General features: G+C 72.9%; 20 protein-coding genes and 2 pseudogenes. 11 read left to right on the top strand and 11 right to left on the bottom strand.

Annotated features, from left to right (window positions below; genetic code table 11):
* The first annotated feature begins 18 nt into the window (after positions 1-18).
* The gene (locus ACQUQD_RS39295; protein WP_428957767.1) at positions 19-876 is read left to right on the top strand and encodes a carbohydrate ABC transporter permease; all 858 of its coding nucleotides are present in this window, start codon (positions 19-21) and stop codon (positions 874-876) included.
* Positions 877-1,024: 148 nt separating this feature from the next.
* Positions 1,025-1,705 (top strand): class I SAM-dependent methyltransferase, encoded by a 681-nt coding sequence (locus tag ACQUQD_RS39290; RefSeq protein ID WP_428957015.1) that lies wholly within the window; start codon positions 1,025-1,027, stop codon positions 1,703-1,705.
* A 189-nt stretch (positions 1,706-1,894) separates the two neighbouring features.
* Here the strand turns inward: ACQUQD_RS39290 and ACQUQD_RS39285 are convergent, their stop codons facing one another.
* Both ACQUQD_RS39285 and ACQUQD_RS39280 read right to left on the bottom strand, forming a co-directional pair.
* Complete coding sequence (locus ACQUQD_RS39285) at positions 1,895-2,443, bottom strand: AraC family transcriptional regulator (RefSeq protein ID WP_428957766.1); 549 nt, start codon at positions 2,441-2,443, stop codon at positions 1,895-1,897.
* 74 nt (positions 2,444-2,517) lie between these two features.
* On the bottom strand, positions 2,518-3,819 hold the full coding sequence (locus ACQUQD_RS39280; protein ID WP_428957014.1) for an MFS transporter: 1,302 nt from the start codon (positions 3,817-3,819) through the stop codon (positions 2,518-2,520).
* Positions 3,820-3,914: 95 nt separating this feature from the next.
* On the opposite strand from ACQUQD_RS39280, the gene ACQUQD_RS39275 reads away from it, so the two are divergent.
* The 6 genes and pseudogenes from ACQUQD_RS39275 to ACQUQD_RS39250 all read left to right on the top strand — a co-directional run.
* Positions 3,915-4,493, top strand: coding sequence for a TetR/AcrR family transcriptional regulator (locus ACQUQD_RS39275; RefSeq protein ID WP_428957013.1), 579 nt, complete (start codon positions 3,915-3,917; stop codon positions 4,491-4,493).
* 137 nt (positions 4,494-4,630) lie between these two features.
* The gene (locus ACQUQD_RS39270) at positions 4,631-6,310 is read left to right on the top strand and encodes a PucR family transcriptional regulator (RefSeq protein WP_428957012.1); all 1,680 of its coding nucleotides are present in this window, start codon (positions 4,631-4,633) and stop codon (positions 6,308-6,310) included.
* Between the two features lie 130 nt (positions 6,311-6,440).
* Positions 6,441-7,802, top strand: coding sequence for a diaminopimelate decarboxylase (locus ACQUQD_RS39265; protein ID WP_428957011.1), 1,362 nt, complete (start codon positions 6,441-6,443; stop codon positions 7,800-7,802).
* Between the two features lie 75 nt (positions 7,803-7,877).
* A complete protein-coding gene (locus ACQUQD_RS39260) occupies positions 7,878-9,311 on the top strand; it encodes a Na+/H+ antiporter NhaC family protein (RefSeq protein ID WP_428957010.1) in 1,434 nt (477 codons plus the stop codon).
* A gap of 47 nt (positions 9,312-9,358) precedes the next feature.
* Positions 9,359-10,972 (top strand): N-acyl-D-amino-acid deacylase family protein, encoded by a 1,614-nt coding sequence (locus ACQUQD_RS39255; RefSeq protein WP_428957009.1) that lies wholly within the window; start codon positions 9,359-9,361, stop codon positions 10,970-10,972.
* Positions 10,973-10,994: 22 nt separating this feature from the next.
* Positions 10,995-11,213: pseudogene (locus ACQUQD_RS39250) on the top strand (VOC family protein); the annotation flags it as partial.
* A 14-nt stretch (positions 11,214-11,227) separates the two neighbouring features.
* Here ACQUQD_RS39250 and ACQUQD_RS39245 read toward each other — a convergent pair.
* The 5 genes from ACQUQD_RS39245 to ACQUQD_RS39225 all read right to left on the bottom strand — a co-directional run bounded on the left by ACQUQD_RS39245 (position 11,228) and on the right by ACQUQD_RS39225 (position 13,897).
* Positions 11,228-11,578 carry a hypothetical protein gene (locus ACQUQD_RS39245; protein ID WP_428957008.1) on the bottom strand — a complete coding sequence of 117 codons (351 nt, stop codon included), beginning with the start codon at positions 11,576-11,578 and terminating at the stop codon, positions 11,228-11,230.
* Positions 11,575-12,201 (bottom strand): Asp23/Gls24 family envelope stress response protein, encoded by a 627-nt coding sequence (locus ACQUQD_RS39240; protein ID WP_428957007.1) that lies wholly within the window; start codon positions 12,199-12,201, stop codon positions 11,575-11,577. Before ACQUQD_RS39240 ends, ACQUQD_RS39245 begins: the two co-directional genes overlap by 4 nt.
* Positions 12,198-12,782, bottom strand: a complete 585-nt coding sequence (locus ACQUQD_RS39235) for an RNA polymerase sigma factor (RefSeq protein ID WP_428957006.1) — start codon at positions 12,780-12,782, stop codon at positions 12,198-12,200. The genes ACQUQD_RS39240 and ACQUQD_RS39235 overlap by 4 nt, the downstream gene beginning before the upstream one ends.
* A gap of 185 nt (positions 12,783-12,967) precedes the next feature.
* Entirely contained in the window at positions 12,968-13,312 is a 345-nt protein-coding gene (locus ACQUQD_RS39230) for an NUDIX domain-containing protein (protein WP_428957005.1), read from the bottom strand.
* A gap of 42 nt (positions 13,313-13,354) precedes the next feature.
* Positions 13,355-13,897 (bottom strand): AAA family ATPase, encoded by a 543-nt coding sequence (locus tag ACQUQD_RS39225; RefSeq protein ID WP_428957004.1) that lies wholly within the window; start codon positions 13,895-13,897, stop codon positions 13,355-13,357.
* Between the two features lie 120 nt (positions 13,898-14,017).
* On the opposite strand from ACQUQD_RS39225, the gene ACQUQD_RS39220 reads away from it, so the two are divergent.
* Both ACQUQD_RS39220 and ACQUQD_RS39215 read left to right on the top strand, forming a co-directional pair.
* Positions 14,018-14,956, top strand: a complete 939-nt coding sequence (locus ACQUQD_RS39220; protein WP_428957003.1) for an NADP-dependent oxidoreductase — start codon at positions 14,018-14,020, stop codon at positions 14,954-14,956.
* 49 nt (positions 14,957-15,005) lie between these two features.
* Entirely contained in the window at positions 15,006-15,521 is a 516-nt protein-coding gene (locus ACQUQD_RS39215) for a DinB family protein (RefSeq protein WP_428957002.1), read from the top strand.
* Positions 15,522-15,530: 9 nt separating this feature from the next.
* On the opposite strand, the pseudogene ACQUQD_RS39210 reads toward ACQUQD_RS39215, so the two are convergent.
* The 3 genes and pseudogenes from ACQUQD_RS39210 to ACQUQD_RS39200 form a co-directional block, all read right to left on the bottom strand.
* A pseudogene (locus tag ACQUQD_RS39210) lies at positions 15,531-15,813 on the bottom strand (IS5/IS1182 family transposase); the annotation flags it as partial.
* Positions 15,814-15,874: 61 nt separating this feature from the next.
* Positions 15,875-16,963, bottom strand: a complete 1,089-nt coding sequence (locus ACQUQD_RS39205) for a MerR family transcriptional regulator (protein WP_428957001.1) — start codon at positions 16,961-16,963, stop codon at positions 15,875-15,877.
* Positions 16,964-17,169: 206 nt separating this feature from the next.
* Positions 17,170-19,200: a BTAD domain-containing putative transcriptional regulator gene (locus ACQUQD_RS39200; RefSeq protein WP_428957000.1), complete on the bottom strand. Its 2,031-nt coding sequence runs from the start codon at positions 19,198-19,200 to the stop codon at positions 17,170-17,172.
* A gap of 149 nt (positions 19,201-19,349) precedes the next feature.
* Between ACQUQD_RS39200 and ACQUQD_RS39195 the strand changes: the two genes are divergently transcribed.
* Positions 19,350-20,231 (top strand): alpha/beta fold hydrolase, encoded by an 882-nt coding sequence (locus ACQUQD_RS39195; protein ID WP_428956999.1) that lies wholly within the window; start codon positions 19,350-19,352, stop codon positions 20,229-20,231.
* Positions 20,232-20,277: 46 nt separating this feature from the next.
* On the opposite strand, the gene ACQUQD_RS39190 is transcribed toward ACQUQD_RS39195, so the two are convergent.
* Positions 20,278-20,913 (bottom strand): TetR/AcrR family transcriptional regulator, encoded by a 636-nt coding sequence (locus ACQUQD_RS39190; RefSeq protein WP_428956998.1) that lies wholly within the window; start codon positions 20,911-20,913, stop codon positions 20,278-20,280.
* Between the last annotated feature and the right edge of the window lie 81 nt (positions 20,914-20,994).

Below are 20,994 nucleotides of genomic sequence, written 5' to 3'. Positions count from 1 at the left end.
CCGAGACGCCGGTCCACGGTGCCGAACAGCCCTGCCGGCAGCGGCCGTTGGTCCAGCCGGACCGTGGCGAACCTGCTGGTCGCCGTCGCCGCTCTGTACGCTTTGCTCCCGCTGGTCTGGCTGCTCATGGCATCGACCGTCGACCGGCAGTCGCTGTTCGCGTCCGACTTCTTCGACCCGAAGAACTTCGCGCTGCTGGACAACCTCCGTGCGCTGCTGGACGAGGGCGACGGAATCTTCCTGCGCTGGTACGGCAACAGCCTGCTGTACGCGGTACTCGGCGCGGGGCTCGGCGCGCTCATCAGCGTCGCGGCCGGATACGCCTTCGAGAAGTACGAGTTCGCCGGAAAACGGCAGCTCTTCGCGCTGGTCCTGGTGTCCGTGATGGTGCCGGCCACCGTCCTGGCCCTCCCGCTGTACCTGATGGTCTCCGGCGTGCACCTGGCCAACACCGTGTGGTCCGTGTTCGTCCCCGTCCTGTTCAACCCCTTCGGGGTCTACCTGGGACGGCTGTTCGCGGCCTCGTACGTGCCCGGCGAAGTCCTCGAGGCCGCGCGCGTGGACGGGGCCGACGAGCTGCGGACCTTCCTGTCGGTGGGACTGCGGATGATGGCCCCGGGCTATGTGACGATCTTCCTGTTCCAGCTCACCGCGATCTGGAACAACTTCTTCCTGCCGCTGGTGATGCTCAACGACGAGAAGCTCTACCCGCTCAGCCTCGGCCTCTACAGCTGGAACGCCGCCGCACCGATCGTTCCCGACTACTACCCGCTCATGGTGATCGGTTCCCTGCTGGCGCTCCTGCCGCTGGTGATCGCGTTCGTGCTGCTGCAGCGGTTCTGGAAGTCGGGGCTCACCGCGGGTTCCGTGAAGTAGCCGCACGGCGTGCGGGCCGGTCGGCCGAGGTCCGCGACGGGCTCGGCCGACCGGACGTGCGGTGCGGGCGCCCGTGATGTCGGGCGGCGTTTTGCCGAGCCGGCAACAGAAGTGGCGGGACCCGATGCGGTGGGACGACAGTGGGCCCGTGACTGACAACATTTCGGCAGGATCGACTGCGTTCGGCGCGTCACCGACGGGTGACGGATACGTCGGAGACCCCGCGGTGCGGGCAGAGTGGGACAACCGGTACGCCGACCGGGCGCAGCTGTGGAGCGGTCAACCGAACGGTGCGCTGGTGGCAGAGGTCTCCGGGCTCACCCCGGGGCGGGTGCTCGACGTCGGCTGCGGCGAGGGCGCGGACGCCATCTGGCTCGCGCGCGGCGGCTGGGACGTGACCGCGCTCGAGGTCTCCGGAGTGGCACTGGAGCGGGCCGCCGAGCATGCGCGGGACGCCGGCCAGACCGTTCGCTGGGTGCACGCCACGCTGACGGAGGCGGCGCTCCCGCCGGCCTCCTTCGACCTGGTCTCCGCGCAGTACCCGGCCCTCCTGCGCACCCCCGACGCCGCCGCCGAGCGCGCGCTGCTCGCGGCCGTCGCGCCCGGCGGCGTCCTGCTGCTCGTGCACCATGCGGGGATGGACACGCACGGCCCGGACGACGGCGGCTTCGACCCGGCCGACTACGTCTGGCCGTCGATGGTCTCCGCCCTGTTCGACGAGGACTGGGAGGTGCAGGTCGACGAGGAGCGACCGCGGGTGGCGCCCGAGGGCGGGGCCGGGGCGCATCACACGGACGACGTGGTGGTGCGCGCGCGTCGGCTGCGCTGAGAACGCTCCGCTTCCTCCAGGCGAGCGAGCGGCTGATCGGCGGGGTGGCAGCGTGGTAGAACGAGGGGCACCGCCCGTCACACCCGGGATCGAAGACCCACGAGGCGGTGCGGTCCCTCGGCTCCCTCGAGGGCGGGACCGCCACCGGCCCCGACGTGGAGGCGAACATCTACTGAGCCGGCCGGGCGCTCAGGAGCGCAGCGCGGCCTCGCCGGAGTGGACGGCACGCAGGGCGCGTTCGACGGTCTCCTCGTTCTCGCCGACCGGTGCCACGTAGTCGAGGACGTCGCGCGCGGCCGGCTCCCCGAGCGTGCGGGTGATGACCCAGGTGGCGAGGTACTGCGCTGCCAGGCAGCCGCCCGCCGTGGCGATGTTCCCCTCGGCGTGGAAGGGGGCGTCCAGCACGGTCACGTCGCAGGCTTCCACGAAGGGCCGGCTCGTCCGGTCCGTGCAGGCCGGCATGCCCGTCAGCAGCCCGAGCCGGGCCAGCACCGGTGCGCCGGAGCACTGCGAGCCGATCAACTGACGTACGGGGTCGAGCGAGAGCCGGGAGATCAGCCGGTCGTCGGCGACCACCTCGCGTGTCTGCACCCCGCTGCCGATCAGCACGACATCGGCCTCGGTCACGAATTCCATGGGCCGTTGCCCGGCCACCTCGACGCCGCTCATCGAAGTGACCCGCGGCGCCGGCGTCGTGATGAAGGCCTCCAGGCCGTCCTTGCGGCAGCGATCGCCGATCGGAACCGGGCCCGGCGGGACTCAGCGCCCGGGGCCCCTGCGTGACGTACAACTGACCAGCCGGTAGGGAGATTTCACCCCTCGCCCCCACTCCGCTCTCCCCCATTCCGGGCGAGGTCTCCGGACCCGGGGGTCTCGGCGCACACACTCCCCTCGGTCGGCCTCTCGGCCGCCGACGGCACGTCGGTGACGGGCAGAGCCTTGGCCGAGCGCCCGCCGACGGCGGGGGCGAAGAAGATCGCCAGGGTGGTGAGCGCGAGGACGGCGATCATGGCGGTGCGCAGGCCGTAGTGGTCGCCGAGGAAGCCGAGGCCGGGAGGGCCGACGAGGAAGGCGATGTAGCCGATCATCGCGACCAGGCTGACCCGGGCCGCCGCGTCGGGGCCGGAGTCACCCGCGGCCGAGAGGGCGACGGGGAACCCGAGCGAGGCCCCCAGCCCCCAGAAGAGGACCGCGGCGCCGGCCAGGACGGCCGAGTCGGCGAAGACGACCAGGGCGATGCCGAGGGTCGCGGAGACGGCGCTGGCCCGGACGACGGGGGCGCGGCCGAGACGGTCGATGAAGAACCCGCCGGAGAAGCGTCCCAGGGTCATGGCCGCCGCGAAGCCCGCGTAGACGGCCGAGCCCAGAGCGGGGTCGACGTCGTGGCCGTCGACCATGAGCAGCGGCAGCCAGTCGTTCGCCGCTCCTTCGGCGAGCGCCATGGCCAGGATGACGCCACCGATCAGGAGCAGCCTGTTGTCCTTCCAGAGCCGCGCTCGTGATGATCCGGTGTGCTCCTGGGCCGGCCGGACGCCGCTGCGCTTGCCCACGGCGCCGGGAATGGCCCGGATTCCGTAGGCGAACATGCCCGCCGTCACGGCGAACACGGCCGCCATGTGCCACAGCACCGGGAAGTCGACGGCGGTGCACCAGATGCCGATCCCCGCCCCCACGACGGTTCCGAGGCTGAAGAAGCCGTGCAGCGTGGGCAGGACGGTCCGACCGGTGACCTGCTCGACCTCGGCACCGTCGATGTTGATCGCGACCTCCCCGCCACCCATCCCGGCGCCGAAGAGGAACAGTCCGGACGTGACGGCGGGGGCGGAGGAGAGCATCGCGCCGCCGCCGATGACGGCGAGGCCGAGGATGACGAGCAGGGTGCCGACGCCCATGACGGGACGGGTGCCGAAGCGGGCGACGAGCGCTCCGGAGCCGAGGATGCCGGCCATGGAGCCGACGGACAGTCCGAACAGGACGAGCCCCATCTGCGCGGTCGAGGCGTCGAGTCGGTCCCTGATGTCGGGTGTGCGGGTCACCCAGGAGGAGATCGACAGGCCGGGTATGAGGAAGAACAGGAACAATGCTGTCCGGCGGCGGCGCGTGGCCAGGTCCATGAGGTCTCTTTCACGTGAACGCGGCAGGGTGGTGACACCAGCGACTGAGTATGTACAAACGTACACGCCCGCGGAGGCAGGAGGCAGAGGATCACGTGACCGGTACCTCTCGTGGCCCGAACGACCCGGGACGCCGGGACCGCATCATCGACGCGGCACTGGACGTCATCGCCGAACACGGGGTCACCGGCGCCACACACCGGCGTATCGCCGAGGCCGCGGGAGTTCCGCTCGGGTCGATGACCTACTACTTCGGGGGCATGCAGGACCTGTTGATCGAAGCTTTCACCCGTCTCGCCGAGTCGATGTCCGCCCGCTACCACGAGCAGCTGCGCGCCGCCGACACGGTCACGGAGGCGCGCGCCGCCGTGGTGGAGATCATCTGCGGGCCGCAGCACGGAAGCCGCCGGGAGCTCATCCTCTGCTACGAGCTGTACGCCTTCGCCTCGCGCAATCCAGCGCTGCTCGGGGTCATCAGGTCCTGGCTGAACGCCAGTCGGACGTCGCTGAGCAGGCACTTCGACCCTCGGACGGCTCGCGCTCTGGACGCGCTGGTGGAGGGCCTGTCCATCCACAATTCGCTGGACGCGGAGCCGATGCCGCGCGAGGACGTCGCCGCCATCGTCGAAGCGGTCGGCGTCAATCTCCCGCCCCAGGATCCTGACCGCGCCTGAACCTGTGCGCACCGGCCACTGAGTCCCGCACTCCTCGCAGCCGGTCCCCCGCGCGGGCCGGCCCGGCGCGACGCTTCGTATCCTGCTCTGGTGATCGCCATGCCCCGCCACTGCCCCCGATGCCGATGCCCCCTGCGATGACCAGCGCTTCCCCGGAGGGCGAGCCGCATCAGGACGTGACCCTGCGGCAGATCCTCGACTACGACGAGGACGGTGTGCTGCGCCTGCACGTCGCGCCGCGCGGGCAGGACGTCGCCGTACGCGGGGTGATCATCGGCGAGGAGGACGCCGCGCGCTCCCACGACGGACGGATCGTGCTCGCCACGGGGCTCGCGTCGGACGAGGCGGCGGCCGAGCGGGTGCGCGAGGTGGCCGCCTCGGGGGCCGTCGCCGTCGTGCTGCGCGGCGTGGACGGGGCGCCACCGGCACCCGGCATCGTCGAGGCGGCGCGGGAGAGCGGCATCGCCGTGCTCGTGCGCGCCGGGTGGGCGGACTGGGCGGACACGGTCGAACTGCTGCGGTCCGCCTCGGCGTTCGCCGCCGTGGGCACCGGTCATCGGTCCGCGGGCGACATCGCCGGTGGCGGGCTCGCCGTGCTGGCCGCGGAGGCCGCTCGGTACTGCCGGGCCTCCATCACCGTGGAGGACACCCAGTTCCGCGTCCTGGCCCATTCCGCGACCGGGCCCGACGCCGATCCGATGCGCCGGTCCACGATCCTCGGCGGCAAGGTCCCCGACTGGCGGGTGACCGAACTGCGACGGGCCGGACTGCTGCGCGCCCTGTGGACCTCCCGCGACGTCATCCACCGGCCGGCGGACGACACGGGCCCCGAGCGTCTGGTCGTCGCGATCCGCAGCGGCGGCGAGATCCTCGGCTCGATCTGGGCGGCGGCCGACGGGCGGAGCTTCTCGGCGGACGCCCCGGAGGCACTGCGCCGTGCCGCGGAGGTCGCCGCGCCCTATCTGCTGCAGCACCGCCTCCGGGTCAGCAGCAACCGGCGCCGCGAGGAACACGCCGTACGGGGTCTGCTGTCCGGCGACGGCGACCGCCGCACCCACGTGTGGGCGCTCGGCCTGACCCCGGAGGAGCCCTGCGCCGTGCTGGTCGCCGAGAGCGGCAACAGCGCCGCCCCGTTCCCCGAGCGCACCTTCCAGGCACTCGCCCTGCAGGCCCAGGCGCATCGGCCCACCGCCCGCTACCTGCGCGAGAGCCACCGGCTCACCGTGCTGCTGCCCGTGCCCGACGCCGACGAACGCGATGTCGCCCAACTCGCCCGCGACCTCGCCTCGCTGGCCGCCGCCATGCCGGACGCCCCGGACGTATGGGTCGGCGCGGGACCCGTGGTGACCTCGCCCCTGGACGCCGTCGCGTCGTGCGAGGAGGCGCGGCTCGTCGTCCGTGCCCTGCGGGAACGCGAGGCGCGGGCCCCGAGGACGCCGGACGGACCGAGTGAGCGGGCTGCCGCCCGGTATGCCGCTCCCGGAGACCTCCGGCAGAGTGTGGCGGTGCTGCGGATCCTCGACGCGATCCGGCCGCTGTGGGAGCGGGCCGGCGGGCCGGTCCACGACATGGTGCTCGCCGATCTGGCCACGGGAGGGGAGCTGGTCCGCTCGCTCGCCGCCTACCTGGACGCCGCGGGCGACATCCCGCGCGCCGCGCAGCGGCTCGTCCTGCACCCCAACACGCTGCGCTATCGGCTCAAGCGCGTACGGGAACGCTTCGGCATCGACCTCGACGACCCCGACACGCGTCTGATCGTCACCCTCGCGGTGCGCCTCGCCGAGCCCGGCGGTCTGCCTCCCGCCCGGGGGTTTTGACCGTGTTCGGGTGGGTGTTAGGAGCGACGGACAAGGAACTGCCGGTCTTTTGGAGCCGATCACGATGACGGGGCGGACCGTGGGCGCGAGTCTCTAGGCACTCCCCCTTCGCCGTTCCGAAAGCCTGCACGTGACTTCGCATCCTGTCCCCGCCCCGACCCCGCGCCCGGCCGACGACCGTGTCCACGCCGTCCTGCGGCACGCCGTCGACGAGGGGCTGATCAGCACCGAGCAGCCTGTCGCCGGGTTCCTCGACACCGACGGCGTCCGCGCGTCGGTCGCCTCTCTGCACGCCGCGTTCGACACCGTCCCCGACGTGCTGCACACCTTCGCCGTCAAGGCCTCGTCGCTGATTCCCGTGCTGCGGCTGCTCACCGACCTCGGCATGGGCTGCGAGGTCGCGAGCCCGGGTGAGCTGCGGCTCGCCCTGGACGCCGGATGCGCTCCCGAACGCATCGTGCTCGACTCCCCCGCCAAGACCCGCGAGGAGATCGCCGAGGCGCTGGCCCTGGGCGTCGCCCTGAACGCCGACAACCTCGACGAGCTGCTTCGCGTCGACGCCCTGCGCCCCGACGACTGCGCCTCCGTCATCGGACTGCGGGTCAACCCCCAGGTCGGCGGCGGGTCCATCGGCGCGATGAGCACCGCCACCGCCACGTCGAAGTTCGGCGTCGCGCTGCGCGACGCGGGCGGGCGCGAGCGGGTCGTCGAGGCGTTCGTGCGCCGCCCGTGGCTGACCCGGCTGCATGCCCATGTCGGCTCGCAGGGCTGCCCGTTGGAGCTCATCGCCGAGGGCATCGCCGAGACGTACCGCCTCGCGGAGGAGATCAACGCCGCCGTCGGCCGGCAGCAGATCACCAGTCTCGACATCGGCGGCGGCCTGCCCGTCAACTTCGCCGACGACGACGTGCGCCCCACCTACGACGACTACACGCGCGCCCTGCGGGCCGCGGAGCCCGGGCTGTTCGACGGGCGGTACGGCCTGGTCACCGAGTTCGGGCGCTCGCTCCTGGCCAAGAACGGCTTCATCGCGGCCCGGGTCGAGTACGCGAAGCAGTCCGGGGGCCGCCGGATCGCCGTGACGCACGCGGGCGCGCAGACCGCGACCCGCACCGTACTCATGCCCGGCGCCTGGCCGTTGCGCGTCGGCGCCTTCGACGCCCAGGGACACCCGAAGCCCGGTCCCGCCGTGCCCCAGGACGTCGCGGGGCCGTGCTGCTTCGCCGGCGACGTCGTCGCCGAGGGCCGCGACCTGCCGCTGTTGGAGGAGGGTGACCTCGTCGTCCTGCGGGACACCGGGGCCTACTACTTCTCGACGCCGTGGGCCTACAACAGCCTGCCCAGGCCCGGCGTGCACGGATACGCCACGGACACCGAGGGCCGGGTGCGGTGCGTCCCGGTGCGCGACGCGCAGACCCTCGACGAGATCGCGGCCGAGAGCGGCGCCCGGCACGCCGACCGGCTGAGCGCGCTCGCCCGCGCCACGCACTGATCCACCCGGGGTGGCTGCGCCTCCCCGTCCCGCACGACGCCGATGCCCACCGTTTCGACGTTCCGAGGATCCGCCATGCCCCCGTCCGCCATACCCGACGCCGCTGCCGCCGCACCCGCCCGTCCGCTGCGCCGCACCCTCGCCCTGGGCGGGGCCGTAGTCGCCCTGCTGCTCAGCCTGGCCGTCGGTCTGACGAGCCAGGCGCCCACGCTCTGGGGCCTGTTGCCGATCGCGCTGTACGCGGTGCTGGCCCTCACCGGCCTCGATCTCGTCCTCGTCACCGGCGTCGCCCTGATCAGTGCCGCGCTCGTGGCCCTGCCCTCTCCCGGGCGGGCCGGTGACGTGCTCGGTGCCTCCGTGACCGATCCGGTGACGGTCATCGGCCTGATCATCGTGCTCGGTTCGGCGGCCGGCGAGGTACTGCGCCGCACCGGCGTCGCGGACACCCTCGTCCGCGGCATCATGCGGGCCGCGGCCGGCCGCGGCACCACCGTCCTCATGTACGGGATGATGGCGGCCTGCATGGTCCTGGTGGCCGGCCTCGGCACCCTCGCCGGGGCGCTGTCCATCGCCGCGCCCCTGCTGGTGCCGGTCGCGGCCCGGGCCGGCTTCACCCGCTCGGCGACCGCGGCGACGATGTTCCTCGGCGGCTGCGCCGGGCTCGCCCTCGCCCCGTTCGCCGGTTCCAACATCGCCATCATGAACACCGCCGACGCCGGCTACTTCACCTATGTCGCCGTCGGCGCCGGCCCGCTCGCCGTGCTGTCACTGCTGCTCGCCGCCGTGGTGGTGCCCTGGGTACAGCGGCGCAGCGCCGCCCGGGGAGACCACTACCTCCCCGAGGAGGTGACCGAGGAGCGGCAGGTCACCCCGACACCGCAGGAGGCCGCCCGTACCCGGCGCGCCACGTGGGTGTTCGTCGGGACGCTCGCCGCCACCGTCTGCTACGCCACGCTGACCAAGGCCGACACCACCTTCCCGCTGATCGCGCTGCCGCTGCTGATCGTGGTGACGGCGGCCGCGGCCGGTCTCTCCCCGCGCAGCGCGGGCGCCGCGGTGCTGACCGGAGCGCGCCGCATGCTCCCGATGCTGCTGCTCTTCTGGATGCTGGCCGCCCTGTTCGGGTTCATCGATCTGTTGCAGCCGTACGACGTGGTCCTCGACCGGTTCGGTCCGGGCCTGCGCGGGCTGTCGGCCGTGCCGTTCGCCCTGGCGGTGGCGGCCCTGGGATGGGTGGGCGTGCCGGGGGCGACCGCGGCGCAGGTCATCCTCATCGGCGAGGTGTTCGGGCCGCTCGGTGACGAACTGGGCATCGGTCCGGCCGCCTGGGTGATCATTCTGCTCTGGGCGTCCAAAGCGGACACCTACGGCCCGCTCCCCAACGCCAACATGGTCGGGGCCATGGGCATGGCCCGCGCCGACCGCCTGCCCTATCTCCTCGGCACGGGCTGGGCACTGCTCGTCCCCGCGTGCGCGCTCTACACCGTGCTGCTCGTCCTCGTCCTGTGACCGCCCGCCGCCCCGCACCGACCGAACCTCCCCGGAAGCGAGCCGACATGACCGCCCCCACCGCCCCGTACGACGTCCTGATCACCGGCGGCACCGTCATCGACGGAACCGGCGCCGCACCGCGCCGCGCCGACGTCGGTGTCCGTGACGGGCGCGTCGTCCATGTCGGCGCGCCCGACCCGGCGGCGGCCGCCACCACCGTCGTCGACGCGGCCGGACTCACGGTCACCGCGGGCTTCATCGACCTCCACTCGCACGCGGACTTCTCCGTCCTGGCGATGCCCGACGCGGAGGCCTGTCTGCGGCAGGGCGTGACGACCGTGGTGACCGGCAACTGCGGCCTGTCACCGTTCCCGCTGGCCACGGGCGAGGACCCGGCCGCGGGCGGACCCGGCACGCTCGCCGGGGCCCAGTGGGCCGACCTCGACGCGTTCGCCGCGGCCGTGGAGGCGGCGCGTCCCGCCCTCAACGTGGCCCCGCTGGTCGGGCACGGCGCCCTGCGCACCGCGGTGACGGGCGCCGCCCGCACCGCGGCGGGGCCGGCCGAACTCGACGCCATGCAAGCCCTGTTGGCGACCGCGGCCGCCCAGGGCGTGTTCGGCATGTCGACGGGCCTGATCTACGCCCCGGGCTCCTTCGCGAGCACGGACGAGATCGTCGCCCTGGCCTCCGAGGCCGCCCGGCACGGACTGCTGTACGCGACCCACATGCGCGACGAGGGCGACCGGCTCATCGAGGCCGTCGAGGAGGCCGTGGGCGTCGCGACGGCGTCCGGGGTCCGCCTCCAGGTCTCGCACCTCAAGGCGATGGGGCCGGCGAACCACGGCAAGGTCGACCAGGCCCTGTCGCTGATCGACGCGGCCGCCGCGGACGGCCTCGACGTGGCCTGCGACGTCTACCCGTACACCGCGTCCTCCACCCGGCTCACCTCGCGGCTGCCCGACTGGGCGATGGACGGCGGCCCCGCCGCCCTGCTGGAGCGGCTCGCCGACCCCGCCACCCGTGAGCGGATCCTCGCGGACCTGCGGCCCGCCGTCGGCCGGACCTTCCTGCCCGAGGGAGTCGTCCTGGCGATGATGGGCCCGGGCCGCTACAGCGACCGGATCGGCGACAGCATCGCCGACATCGCCCGCGACGAGGGCACCGAACCGGCCGCCGCCGTCCTCGACGTCCTGGCCGCGCACCAGGGCGAGGTGATGATCGTCAACCACGCCATGGCGGAGCGTGACGTCGACACCGTGCTGCGCCACCCGGACAGTGCCGTCGCCAGTGACGGCTGGGTGCTCCACGCCTCGGGCGACGGCCACCCCCATCCGCGCAACTTCGGTACGTTCGCCCGGGTCATCGGCCGCTACGTCCGCGAGAACCAGGTCCTCGAACTCGCCGACGCCGTACGGAAGATGACGTCCCTGCCCGCGTCACGCCTGCCGCTGCCCGACCGGGGCACCGTGGCGCCGGGACAGGTCGCCGACCTGGTCGTCCTGGACCCGTCGGCCGTCATCGACACGGCGACGTTCGCCGATCCCTGGCAGTACGCGACCGGGGTGCGCGATGTGCTCGTCGCCGGCGAGTTCGTCCTGCGCGACGGCGCGATGACGTCGGCCCGGCCGGGCCGTGTGCTGCGCCGGGACCGTTCGGCGGCGGGATCGCTGGGTTCCTGATCGATAGCGCGGTGACGCCGGAGAGCCGGCCGGGCCCGGGCCCCGGCTGTGGTTCCAGCTCGTCCCGGAGCACAAGCGTGTGAAGAACCGTGTGCACCTCGGCCTCCGCGCCGTCGACGTGGAGGCCGAGGTCGTCCGCCTGACCGGGCTGGGGGCAGCGGTTCTCGCGCGTCATGACGGCCGCACCGTCCTCGCCGACCCCGAAGGCAACGAGTTCTGCCTGTTCCCGCAGCGCACGTAGGCGTGTCCCGCGGGTCAGACCAGGCCCGTCACGATCACCGTGACGCGCGCTTCGGCGGCCTGCTCCGGGTGCGCCGACGCCAGATACGCGTCGACGGCTCTGCGGGCGTCGCGGGCGACGTCCACCGTGCGGGCCTTCTCGACGGCGACGAGCTGGATCTCGATGTTCCAGGGGCCTGTGCCGCCGTCCGCCCGGGTCAGCCGGACTCCGGCCGGTGCCGCCCCGTTCGACGCCTGTCCCGGCCGGGTGAGTGCCGAGCGCAGCCGGCCGGCCAGGTTGGGCTTGAGGAAGGCGACGCCGGGCAGGTCCGCCACGGCCCGCGCGATCTCGTCGGTGAGCGCGCCGGGCGCGGATTGCTGAGTCATCGGGAACGACCTTCCTGGCCGAGGTCCGTGCTGTCGATGAGGCCGGTGACGGTGATGTCCACGGCAGTGATGTCCAGGCCCAGGTCACGGTCCCCCGCGTCGCGCACCCGCGTGCGAACGTCCTCGGCGAGGTCGAGCAGGGCGGCGTCGGAAGGCGCGTGGATCTCGAGGCGGACCTCGGCCGGTCCGGTGGCGGCACCACCCCCGGACGCAGGCCGGATACGACAGGAGCCCGCCTTGACCCCGGGCACCGTCTCGGCCGCCGCACGCAGGGTCCGCGCGGCGACCGCCTCCATGATCCACAGATTCTCGTCCGGCTCCCCCAGCGGCAGGGGGCGGCCGGGGCGCAGTTCGAGGCGGACGACGTCCATCACCCGCCGGGTCAGCGACGAGGCGTCCCAGCCGGACGTGTCCGGGGACTCCTCCCGCAGGCCGCGTACCGCGACCTCCAGCCGGTCGAGATCGCGTACCGCCTCCTGGCAGTGGAGGCAGGTGTCCAGGTGCGGGTCGTCCGCCTGTTCCTCCCAGGCCGTCCAGACCTCGGACAGCAGCCTCCCGCAGGGCAGCTCCTCGTCGTCGTCGGCGCCGGAGCGGGTGTTGGGCGGGTCGGTGTGAGCGGTCATCGCCAGGCCCCCATCGCTTGTGTCAGGCAGCGTCGTGCACGGAAGACACGGGCGCGGACAGCCTCCTGACTGATACCGACCGCGTCCGCAATGAATTCGTAGGACTGACCGTCCACTTCTCTCAGCACCCAACAGGCTCGCTGCTCCGCCGACAACAGGTCGAGCGCGCCGCGAAGCTCCCGCACGGCGTCACGCCCCTCGGCGATCCGGGCCGGGGACACCGCGTGCTCGGGTGCGGGCACCTCGCCCGCCGTCTCCAGCGGCGCCACCGGCTTGCGGGCGCGCAGGACGTTCAGGCAGCGATTGGTCACGATGCGGTACGTCCAGGTGCCGAACGACGACCGGCCGTGGAACTCGGGCAGCCGCCGCCAGGCACTGATGAACGCCTCCTGAACGGCGTCCTCGGCCTCGGTGCGCTTCCCGAGCAGGCGCGTGGCCAGATGGATCAGCGCCGGGGCGTGGCGCTGCACCAGGACCGCGAAGGCGTCCTCGTCCCCTTCCGCGGCCCGGGCCGTCAGCAGAGCGTCGTCGCCTTCGCCCTGGCCGTCCGGCGGTGCGGTGTGTTTGCGGGCCCCCGCCACTGAGCGGCTCCTCTCGTCTCGTCCTGATCGTTGGACACGTATGCGCCGCTTTTGTGACGCGGCACTTCCACGGAGCGCCGGCAAGCGACTCCGACATGGTCGATCCGTTGCGAGAGGGGAAGCGGATTGCCCCGGAACGATACTTCACCCGATCGGGTGCCACAGTGGACCCGCCATGAGCACGACTACGCCGACCTGCTGGTGGAGTACGGGGTCCCGATCTCGGACGTGGAGTGAACCGCGTGCGGGTTCACAGGCCGAGCCGGACCGGCTCGGCCGGCATGTCCAGGGCTCACGACTTCCTGGTGCCAGACATGCGGCGGATCGGCCGGGACGGCGAGGCCGACTTCCTCCAGCAGCTCGCGGCGGAGCGCGGCGAGCGGCGTCTCGCCCGGCTCGATGCCTCCGCCGGGGGCTGCCCACACCACCGTTCCTGCCGAGTCCTGGACGACGAACCGGCAGAGAAGGATGCGCTCGGCCTCGTCGAGGATGATCGCGCGGACGGAATGGCGCAGGTTCACGGACGGCATTCGATCACGCTAGCCACCCTCGGCCGGGCCCTGCACGCGGCCTCAGCGGTCGACCGCGTCGACGCGGTCGAGCCCGGTGTCGCGCATGATGCGGGCCACGGTCTCGTCCAGGGTGCTCCGGGCGTCGATCACGGTCTCGATCTCTTCGGGAAGCAGGTCGCGTTCGCGGTACCAGTCCCGCAGGTGCTCGTCGGTGACCTGCGCGCGGTACTCCAGGTCCGCCTTCGTCGCGTGCCGCGCGAGTGTCTCCTCCAGCGCGATGTCCAGGTAGTAGCAGCGGCTGGTGCCCCGGTGGTCGCGCACCAGGTCCTGGAGCATCGAGGCGTAGCGGTCGGCGTACATGATGCCTTCGACGACCGTGTGGAAGCCGGCGTCCAGCGCGTAGCGGGCGGTCAGGCCGATCAGGCCGATGTTCGCCGCGCCCGGCCGGTCGCGCTCGCGCAGCACGATCCGCCGAAGGTTGTCCTGGCCGACCAGGGCCAGACCCCGGCCGAACGTCTCGCGCAGACCGGCCGCGACGGAGGACTTCCCTGATGCGCTGTTGCCGCGCACGACGATCAGGCGCGTCTCCTCGGTTCCCACCACGCCCGGCACGATAGCGACGGCAGTGACGTTCGGGTGGGAAGACGGGCACGGTCCTGAGCGTTCCTCGCGGTGGCGCGGTCCACATGCCACGTCCGAGCGAGGAAGTGCGGTGATCACGCGATGAAGGCTGTGCGGTTCCACGAGTACGGCGGGGTCGATGTGCTGCGGGTGGAAGAGGTCGAGCGGCCGGTGCCCGGCCCCGGGCAGGTGCTCGTCGAGGTCCGTGCGGCCGGGATCCAGCCCGGCGAGACGCACATCCGGGTGGGTGCGCTGCACGGACGCTGGCCGGCGACGTTCCCCTCCGGGCAGGGCAGCGATCTGGCCGGCGTCGTGGTGGAGGCAGGCCCGGAGGTGCGCGGGTTCGCGGTGGGCGACGAGGTCCTGGGCTTCACCCACAACAGGGCGAGCCAGGCGGAGTTCGTCGTGGTCGACGACGTGAATCTGGTCGCCCGTCCCAAGGGGCTGCCCTGGGAGGTCGCCGGAGCGCTGTACGTGGCGGGCACGACCGCGTACGCCTGTGTGTTCGCGGTGGACCCCGGACCGGCCGACACAATCGTGGTGTCCGGTGCGGCGGGTGGCGTCGGGGCGTTCGCCGTGCAGCTCGCCCGGCGGCGCGGCGCCACGGTGATCGGGTTGGCGAGCGAGCGGAACCACGCGTGGTTGGAGAAGCACGGCGTCGTCCCGGTCACGTACGGGGAAGGCGTGGCCGAGCGGATCCGGCAGGCCGCCGGCGGGCACGTCGACGCGTTCATCGACACGTTCGGCGAGGGTTACGTCGATCTGGCCGTGGAGTTGGGCGTGCGGCCCGACCGGATCAACACCATCCGCGACTGGCAGGCCGCGGCCAGGATCGGCGCCCGGACCCATGGCGAGGGCTCGGCGGCCTGCGCGGTGGTGATCGGCGAGCTCGCCCGGCTGGCCGCGCGCGGGGAGCTGGAGGTCCCGATCGCCCGGACGTATCCGCTGGACCAGGTGCGGGACGCGTTCCGCGAGCTGGAGCGGCGGCACACCCACGGCAAGATCGTGCTGCGTCCCCAGGGCCTGTCCGGGGGATCTTGAGTCGAAAATCGGGCGACAGTCGGAGACCGGGCGCCTAACGTCCGCAGGCATGGCACCTTCACTTGAGCGTCCCCCCTTTCAGGCCGACGAGCGCACCGCGCTCATCGGCTGGCTGGATCTGCAACGGCAGATCCTGAGATGGAAGTGCGATGGCCTGAGCGAGGCGGACGCGCACCGCTCCGTCATCCCGACGTCGCCGACGATGACGATGGCCGGGCTCATCAGCCACATGCGGTGGGTCGAGCACACCTGGCTGGAGGTTCTGTTCCTGGGCGGCGACAAGACGCAGAACCCGTCCTTCGACGAGGCGAACGAGGACGCCGACTGGCGCACCGACGGCGTCTCGCTGAAGCAGTTGCTCGACGAGTACGAGGCCCAGTGCGCCCGAGGCAACGAGATCGTGGCCGCGGCCTCACTGGACGACGTCGGCCGCCACCCCGACTACCGCTCCGGCAACGCCAACCTCCGCTGGATGCTCATCCATCTCGTCGAGGAGACCGGGCGGCACGCGGGGCACGCGGACATCGTGAGAGAGCTGCTCGATGGAGCGAAGGGGTATTACTGACCAGGTCCCGCCGGTGGGCCGTCCGCCCCTACTGCCTCTGGGTTGTCGGTCGGCCCGCTGGTTCTTCGGTTCGGGGATCGTGTGCCTGATCCGACGTCGCCGCAGGTAGCTGCGGTGACGACGGGACGAATGGGCGTTGTCTCCGCCGAGATGGCCAGGCCGAGTCCGCGGACGCCCACCCTCCTGACGGGCGATACGGGCACGCTCCAGGACCGGGATGAGCTGCGGTGCGTCGCCCCCACCGACCCGGGGTGATCCGCAAGGCGAGTGGGCGGCGTCCGCCCTCACCGGCACGGCCAACGAACCAGGATCGAGGCGGTCACAAGATCCGCCGGACAGGCCCCGGCGCCTGTTCAGCGTTGTGCGAGTTCCACGACGTCGGCGACGACACAGCTGATGTTGTCGGGCCCGCCCGATCCATTGGCCAGGGCGACGAGTTCACGTACGGCCTGTTCGGGTTCGCCGACGCGGGTGAGTACCGCGTGGATGTCGTCCGTGGCCGCGACCGCCGACAGGCCGTCGGAGCACAGCAGATAGCGGTCGCCGGGCCGCGCGTCGTGCAGCCCGGTGTCCACCGCGCTGTCGGCGCTCTGCGTCAAGGCGCGTACCAGCAAGGAGCGTTGCGGGTGGGAGGCGGCCTCCTCCGGGGTGAGACGGCCGTCGTCGATCATCGACTGGACCACGGTGTGGTCGTGCGTGATCTGGAACAACTCCTCGTCGCGCAGCAGGTATACGCGGGAGTCGCCGATGTGGACGAGTCCCAGCTGGCATCCGGTCCACAGCATCGCGGTCAAGGTGGTGCCCACCGCATCGGCCGGCGCGCCGGTCCCGGTACCGGCCACGCCGTGCACGGCCTGTCGTGCGCGGTCCACGGCGTCGTCGAGGAGGTTGAGCACATCGCCCACGGGCACGGCGTCGGTGTCCAGGTGCTTGAGTGCCGAGATGGCGGCCGCGCTCGCGGGTGCGCCGTGTGCGCCGTAGCCGTCCGCGACGGCGAACAGACGGGATCCGGCGTATGCGGTGTCCTGGTTGCTCGCCCGGACCCGGCCGGTGTCGGAGGCGGCGGCGTAACGGATGCCCACAGAAGGGGAGTTCGAGGACATGGTGGGGTCCTTTCGCGACAGATGGTCGACGAGGAAGGCGGCGAGGTCCCGTCGCGCGGCCGTGTCGGCCTCGACCTGCGCCCAGAAGGCGCGGACTTCGTCCACGGCGGCGCCCGCGTCCGGTCCGGCGACGCGCCGGATGCGGGCGAGCGGCATCCCCAGGCGCCGGAGCCAGGCCACCAGTCGGGCCTGTTCCAGCTGCTCCGGAGCGTAGAGCCGGTAGCCGGTCAGGGGGTCGACGCGGGCGGGCGGCAGCAGACCGAGCTCGTCGTACAGGCGCAGCGCCTTCGGCGACAGCCCGCAGGCTTTCGCGAACGCCCCGATGGTCAGCAGGCCCATGCCTCGCCCCTCCTCGTACCGGGCTTCCCGCCCGGCCCCACCGATGCTGTGCCGTGCCCCAAGGTGAAGGTCACCTGCTCCGAGACTCTCGCGCCCCGCTCACCATCGTGTGCGGGAGCGTGGTGCTGGGCGACGTGGGAATCGCGCCATATACCGAACGCTTCCACTGGACGAGCGTGCTGCGTGTGCGGTGCCCTTGTGTCGGCTCAGCCGCCAGGAGCAGGCGTCGTGTCGACGGCTCGCAACTGACTCTCGACCGGGCCGAAGGAGATGAGCCCGCTGCCGGCGCCCGCCAACTCGCCGACAGCTGGCAGGAGTTCGTCGCGCGCCCGGCGCAGCACCGGCTCGTGACCGACCGCGGCGGCCGTGCGGGCGAGCACGCACCAGAGGGCTTCCTGGAGCAGGTCGTGCGGCGGCCGGGGTACGTCCGTGAGCGCCTGCCGCGCCTGCTCGGTGGCGCCGGAGGCGGCCAGCAGCAGGGGGTGCAGCCATGGCTGATACGGGCCGGCGTCGAGAGGGCTGAAGTCCTCGGGGTCCGGCAGGCCGCCGCCGCGCAGGGCCGGTACGAGCGCCACGAGCGCGGCGGCGCCTCGGGCGAGGCCGGGCATGCCGCAGTCCGCCGTGGCCGCCAACGCCTGCTCGTACCGGGGGCGGGCGGCCGTCCAGCCGTCGGTCTCGCAGGTGCGCAGGGCGCGGAACCAGGAGGTGAAGACGCCTGCCAGCGGCCGTTCGTGACGCTGCGCCAGCCGGTCGATCTCGTCGGCCTCGCCATCCGCCGCGTGGAGTTCCCCCAGTCCGGCGAGCGCCTGGAGGCGGACGAGGCGGCCGAGGACCTCATGGCTGGGCAGTCCATGGTCGACGGCCAGGCGGGTCAGCTCGGCGCCGAGCGTCTCCCGCCCGGCGGCGCCTCCGCAGCGGCCGAAAGACTGCATGAAGGCGCCGTTGAGGGCGAACGCCAGCAGCGAGGGGTCTCGCAACTGCCGGGCGAGCCGGACCGATTCCTCGGCGGCGCGTTCGGCGCGCAGTCGCCATGGTTCGACGGTGGAGGGTTCGGCCGCACGGGCGGGCGGCGCGTCGGCGGCGGCGTCTCCGCGCGACTCGACGGCGACGACGGACAGCAGCCGGGCGCGCAGCGCGGGCGGACCGTCGGTGCCGAGCGCGGCGGCGGCGCGGGCCGCGGCCCGGACCAGTTCGCCCGCGCCGCGGGGGTCGTCGGCGCGGGTCCACAGGGCGGGTACGTCGTAGGAGCCGATGATCCTGGCCGCGAGGTCGGTGTCGCCGGACGCCTCCGCCGCCGCGACCACCTCCGCCCGGTACGCGCGGGCCTCCTCCAGGCCGTCGGCGCCGGTCACCGCCAGATCGCGCAGCAGCCCGGCCGTGGCATGGAGCCGGGCCCGGGACCGGGCGGGCACCGAGCGTTCCCACGCTGCGGCCGCTCTCCCCCAGACTCCGTCGACGGCGCCGGCGGGTTCCGCGGAGGCGGGTGCGTCGGCGCTCTTGAGGATCTGCGCCTCGGCCCGGGCCAGCGCGGGTCCCGGTTCCACGCCGAGATCGTCGGCGAGTGTCCGGCGGGCCCGTCGCAGCGTCTCCAGTGCCTCGCCGCGCCGCCCGGACCGGTCCAGCGCGGTGGCCAGCAGCACCCAGCCGTCCTCCCGCGCCGGGTGCGCGGCGACGTGTGCCTCCAGGTCGACGGCCGCGTCGCGGGCCGCTCCGGTGGCCAGCTGGGCGTCGGCGCGCCGCTCGACCGCGTGCAGCCGCAGCGCCGTCAGCCGGGCCCGCTCGGCGGCGGCCCATCGAGCCTCGGGGAAGTCGGCCAGCACCGGGCCACGCCAGAGGGCGAGCGCCTCGTCCCACAGGGCGATCGCCGCGTGCGGCGCCGCGGCGGCGGCCCGCGCCGCCGTGTCCTCGAACCGCCATGCGTCCACCGCGTCGCGGCCGGCGTGCAGCACATAGCCCGGGCCGTCCGTCACCAGCAGGCGGGACGGCTGCCGCGGGGGACGGTCGGGCTCCAGGGCGCGGCGGAGCGCGGCCACGAAGGTACGCACCGCGCCGACGGCTCCGGCGGGCGCGTCGTCCTCCCACAGGTCCGCCACCAGCCGGCCTACGGGCACCACCCGGTTACGGGCGATGAGCAGCCGCCCCAGTACCTCCCGGTGCCGTGGTGCGCCGAGCGCGACGGGTCCGCCCCGCGCATCCCGGACGATCACCGGCCCCAGCAGTCCGAACTCCACGCCCACGCACGGTCCCTTCGCGGGCGCCGTGTCCGGCGGGCCGCGTGCTCACTCATCGATCGCTGATCCGAGGCCCGCAACCTGGACGACGTCCCCGGACGACCGGACCGAATCAGTCCGGAACGTCCACTCTGCCACGAGTTTCAGGAGCTGTTGTGACCCACCTGACCATCCCCGGCTTCACCCAGCATCGCGTACAGGTCGACGACGGCGTCACCCTGAATGCCGCCGTCGGCGGCGCCGGCAGCCCGGTCGTACTGCTGCACGGATTTCCGCAGACCCATCTGATGTGGCGGCACGTCGCCGCCGACCTCGCCGCGGACCACACCGTGATCTGCCCGGACCTGCGGGGCTACGGAGCCAGCGACAAGCCTGCCGAGACCGGTCCCGACGTGTACGCGAAGCGGACCATGGCGCGGGACGTCGTCCGCCTGGCGGCGGAATTGGGGCACGATCGGTTCACGCTGGCCGGGCACGACCGAGGCGCCCTCGTGGCGTTCCGCGCCGCGATGGACCATCCGCAGAACGTGACCCGCGCCCTCTTCCTGGACGTCCTGCCGACGCTGGACATGTGGGACGCCCTGCACGGGGTGTCCGGGGCGATCGGCTTCCACCTCTACCTCATGGCGCAGGCCCCGGGCCTGCCCGAGAAGATGATCGAGGCGTCCGCGGACGCGTTCTTCGGCCATTTCCTCGACGCGTGGACCAATGACCCGGCCGCGCTGCCCGACGACGTCCGCCGCCACTACCTCGACGCGAGCGCCGCGGCGGTACCGTCCATCGTCGCCGACTACCGCGCCTCCGCCGGCGTCGACGTGGACCACGACACCGCGGACCGGACCGCCGGCAACCGCCTGGCCGTGCCGGTGACCGTCCTCCAGCAGGACTGGGGCGCCGCCCTCGGCTATCACGCGCAGGGCCTGTGGAGCGCCTGGGCCCCGGATCTGCGCCACCGCACCGTGTCCTGCGGCCACTTCATGGCCGAGGAGGACCCGGAGCTGATCGCCGCCGAGATCCGCGCGCTCACCGACCGCTGACGCCGGACACGGGCGTCGGGGCCGCCGCCGGGAACCGCACGGGTCCTCAGCGGCGGCCTCCGGCGACGGCGTACCGGGCTTCCATCATCAGGACGGCCTCGTCGACCACGCGGTCCATGGCCGGGCGGTCGGGTGACCAGTTCAGCAGGAGCATGCGGGGCCAGAACACGTAGTTGGAGATCATGCCGAGGAACTGGGTGGCGGCCAGTTCCGCGTCGTCGAGGGCGACGGTTCCCGCGTCGCGCTCGGTCTCGAGATAGCGGCGCACGGACTCGAAGTACGGCATCTTGCCGCGGTTGAACTGGGTCTCCCCCAGTTCGGGGAAGCGGGGCAGCTCCGCGATGACGATCCGGAACAGGTCGGCCATGTCCGGGCGGGTCAGCAGGGCGACGTAACGCCGGCCGATCGCGGTGAGCCCGGCCCGCAGGTCGCCGGAGGGCGGGGGCTGCTCCTCGCCCTCACCGGCCTGCCAGGAGGCGGTGACGATCGCGTCGAAGAGCGCCGCCTTGGTGGGGAACTGCTTGAACAGCGTCGCCTTGGACACCCCCGCCGCCTCGGCGATCTTGGCCAGGGACGTCCGGTCATAGCCGGAATCCAGGAACAGACGGGTGGCCGCGCGCAGGATCGCGGCCCGCTTCTGCTCGGCGACGCGCTGGTGGTAGGCCGAAGGCTCGCTGGTCATGCCCCCACCGTAGCCGAGGTGAGTCACTTGACTCACCTCCCACTCCGACCGTAACCTCGAACACGAGGCGAGTCACTCGAC

Source organism: Streptomyces sp. cg35 (assembly GCF_050410835.1).
Lineage (GTDB): Bacteria > Actinomycetota > Actinomycetes > Streptomycetales > Streptomycetaceae > Streptomyces.
Note: the sequence above shows the minus strand (reverse complement) of the source record. Positions and strands in the feature narration are given on the sequence as shown.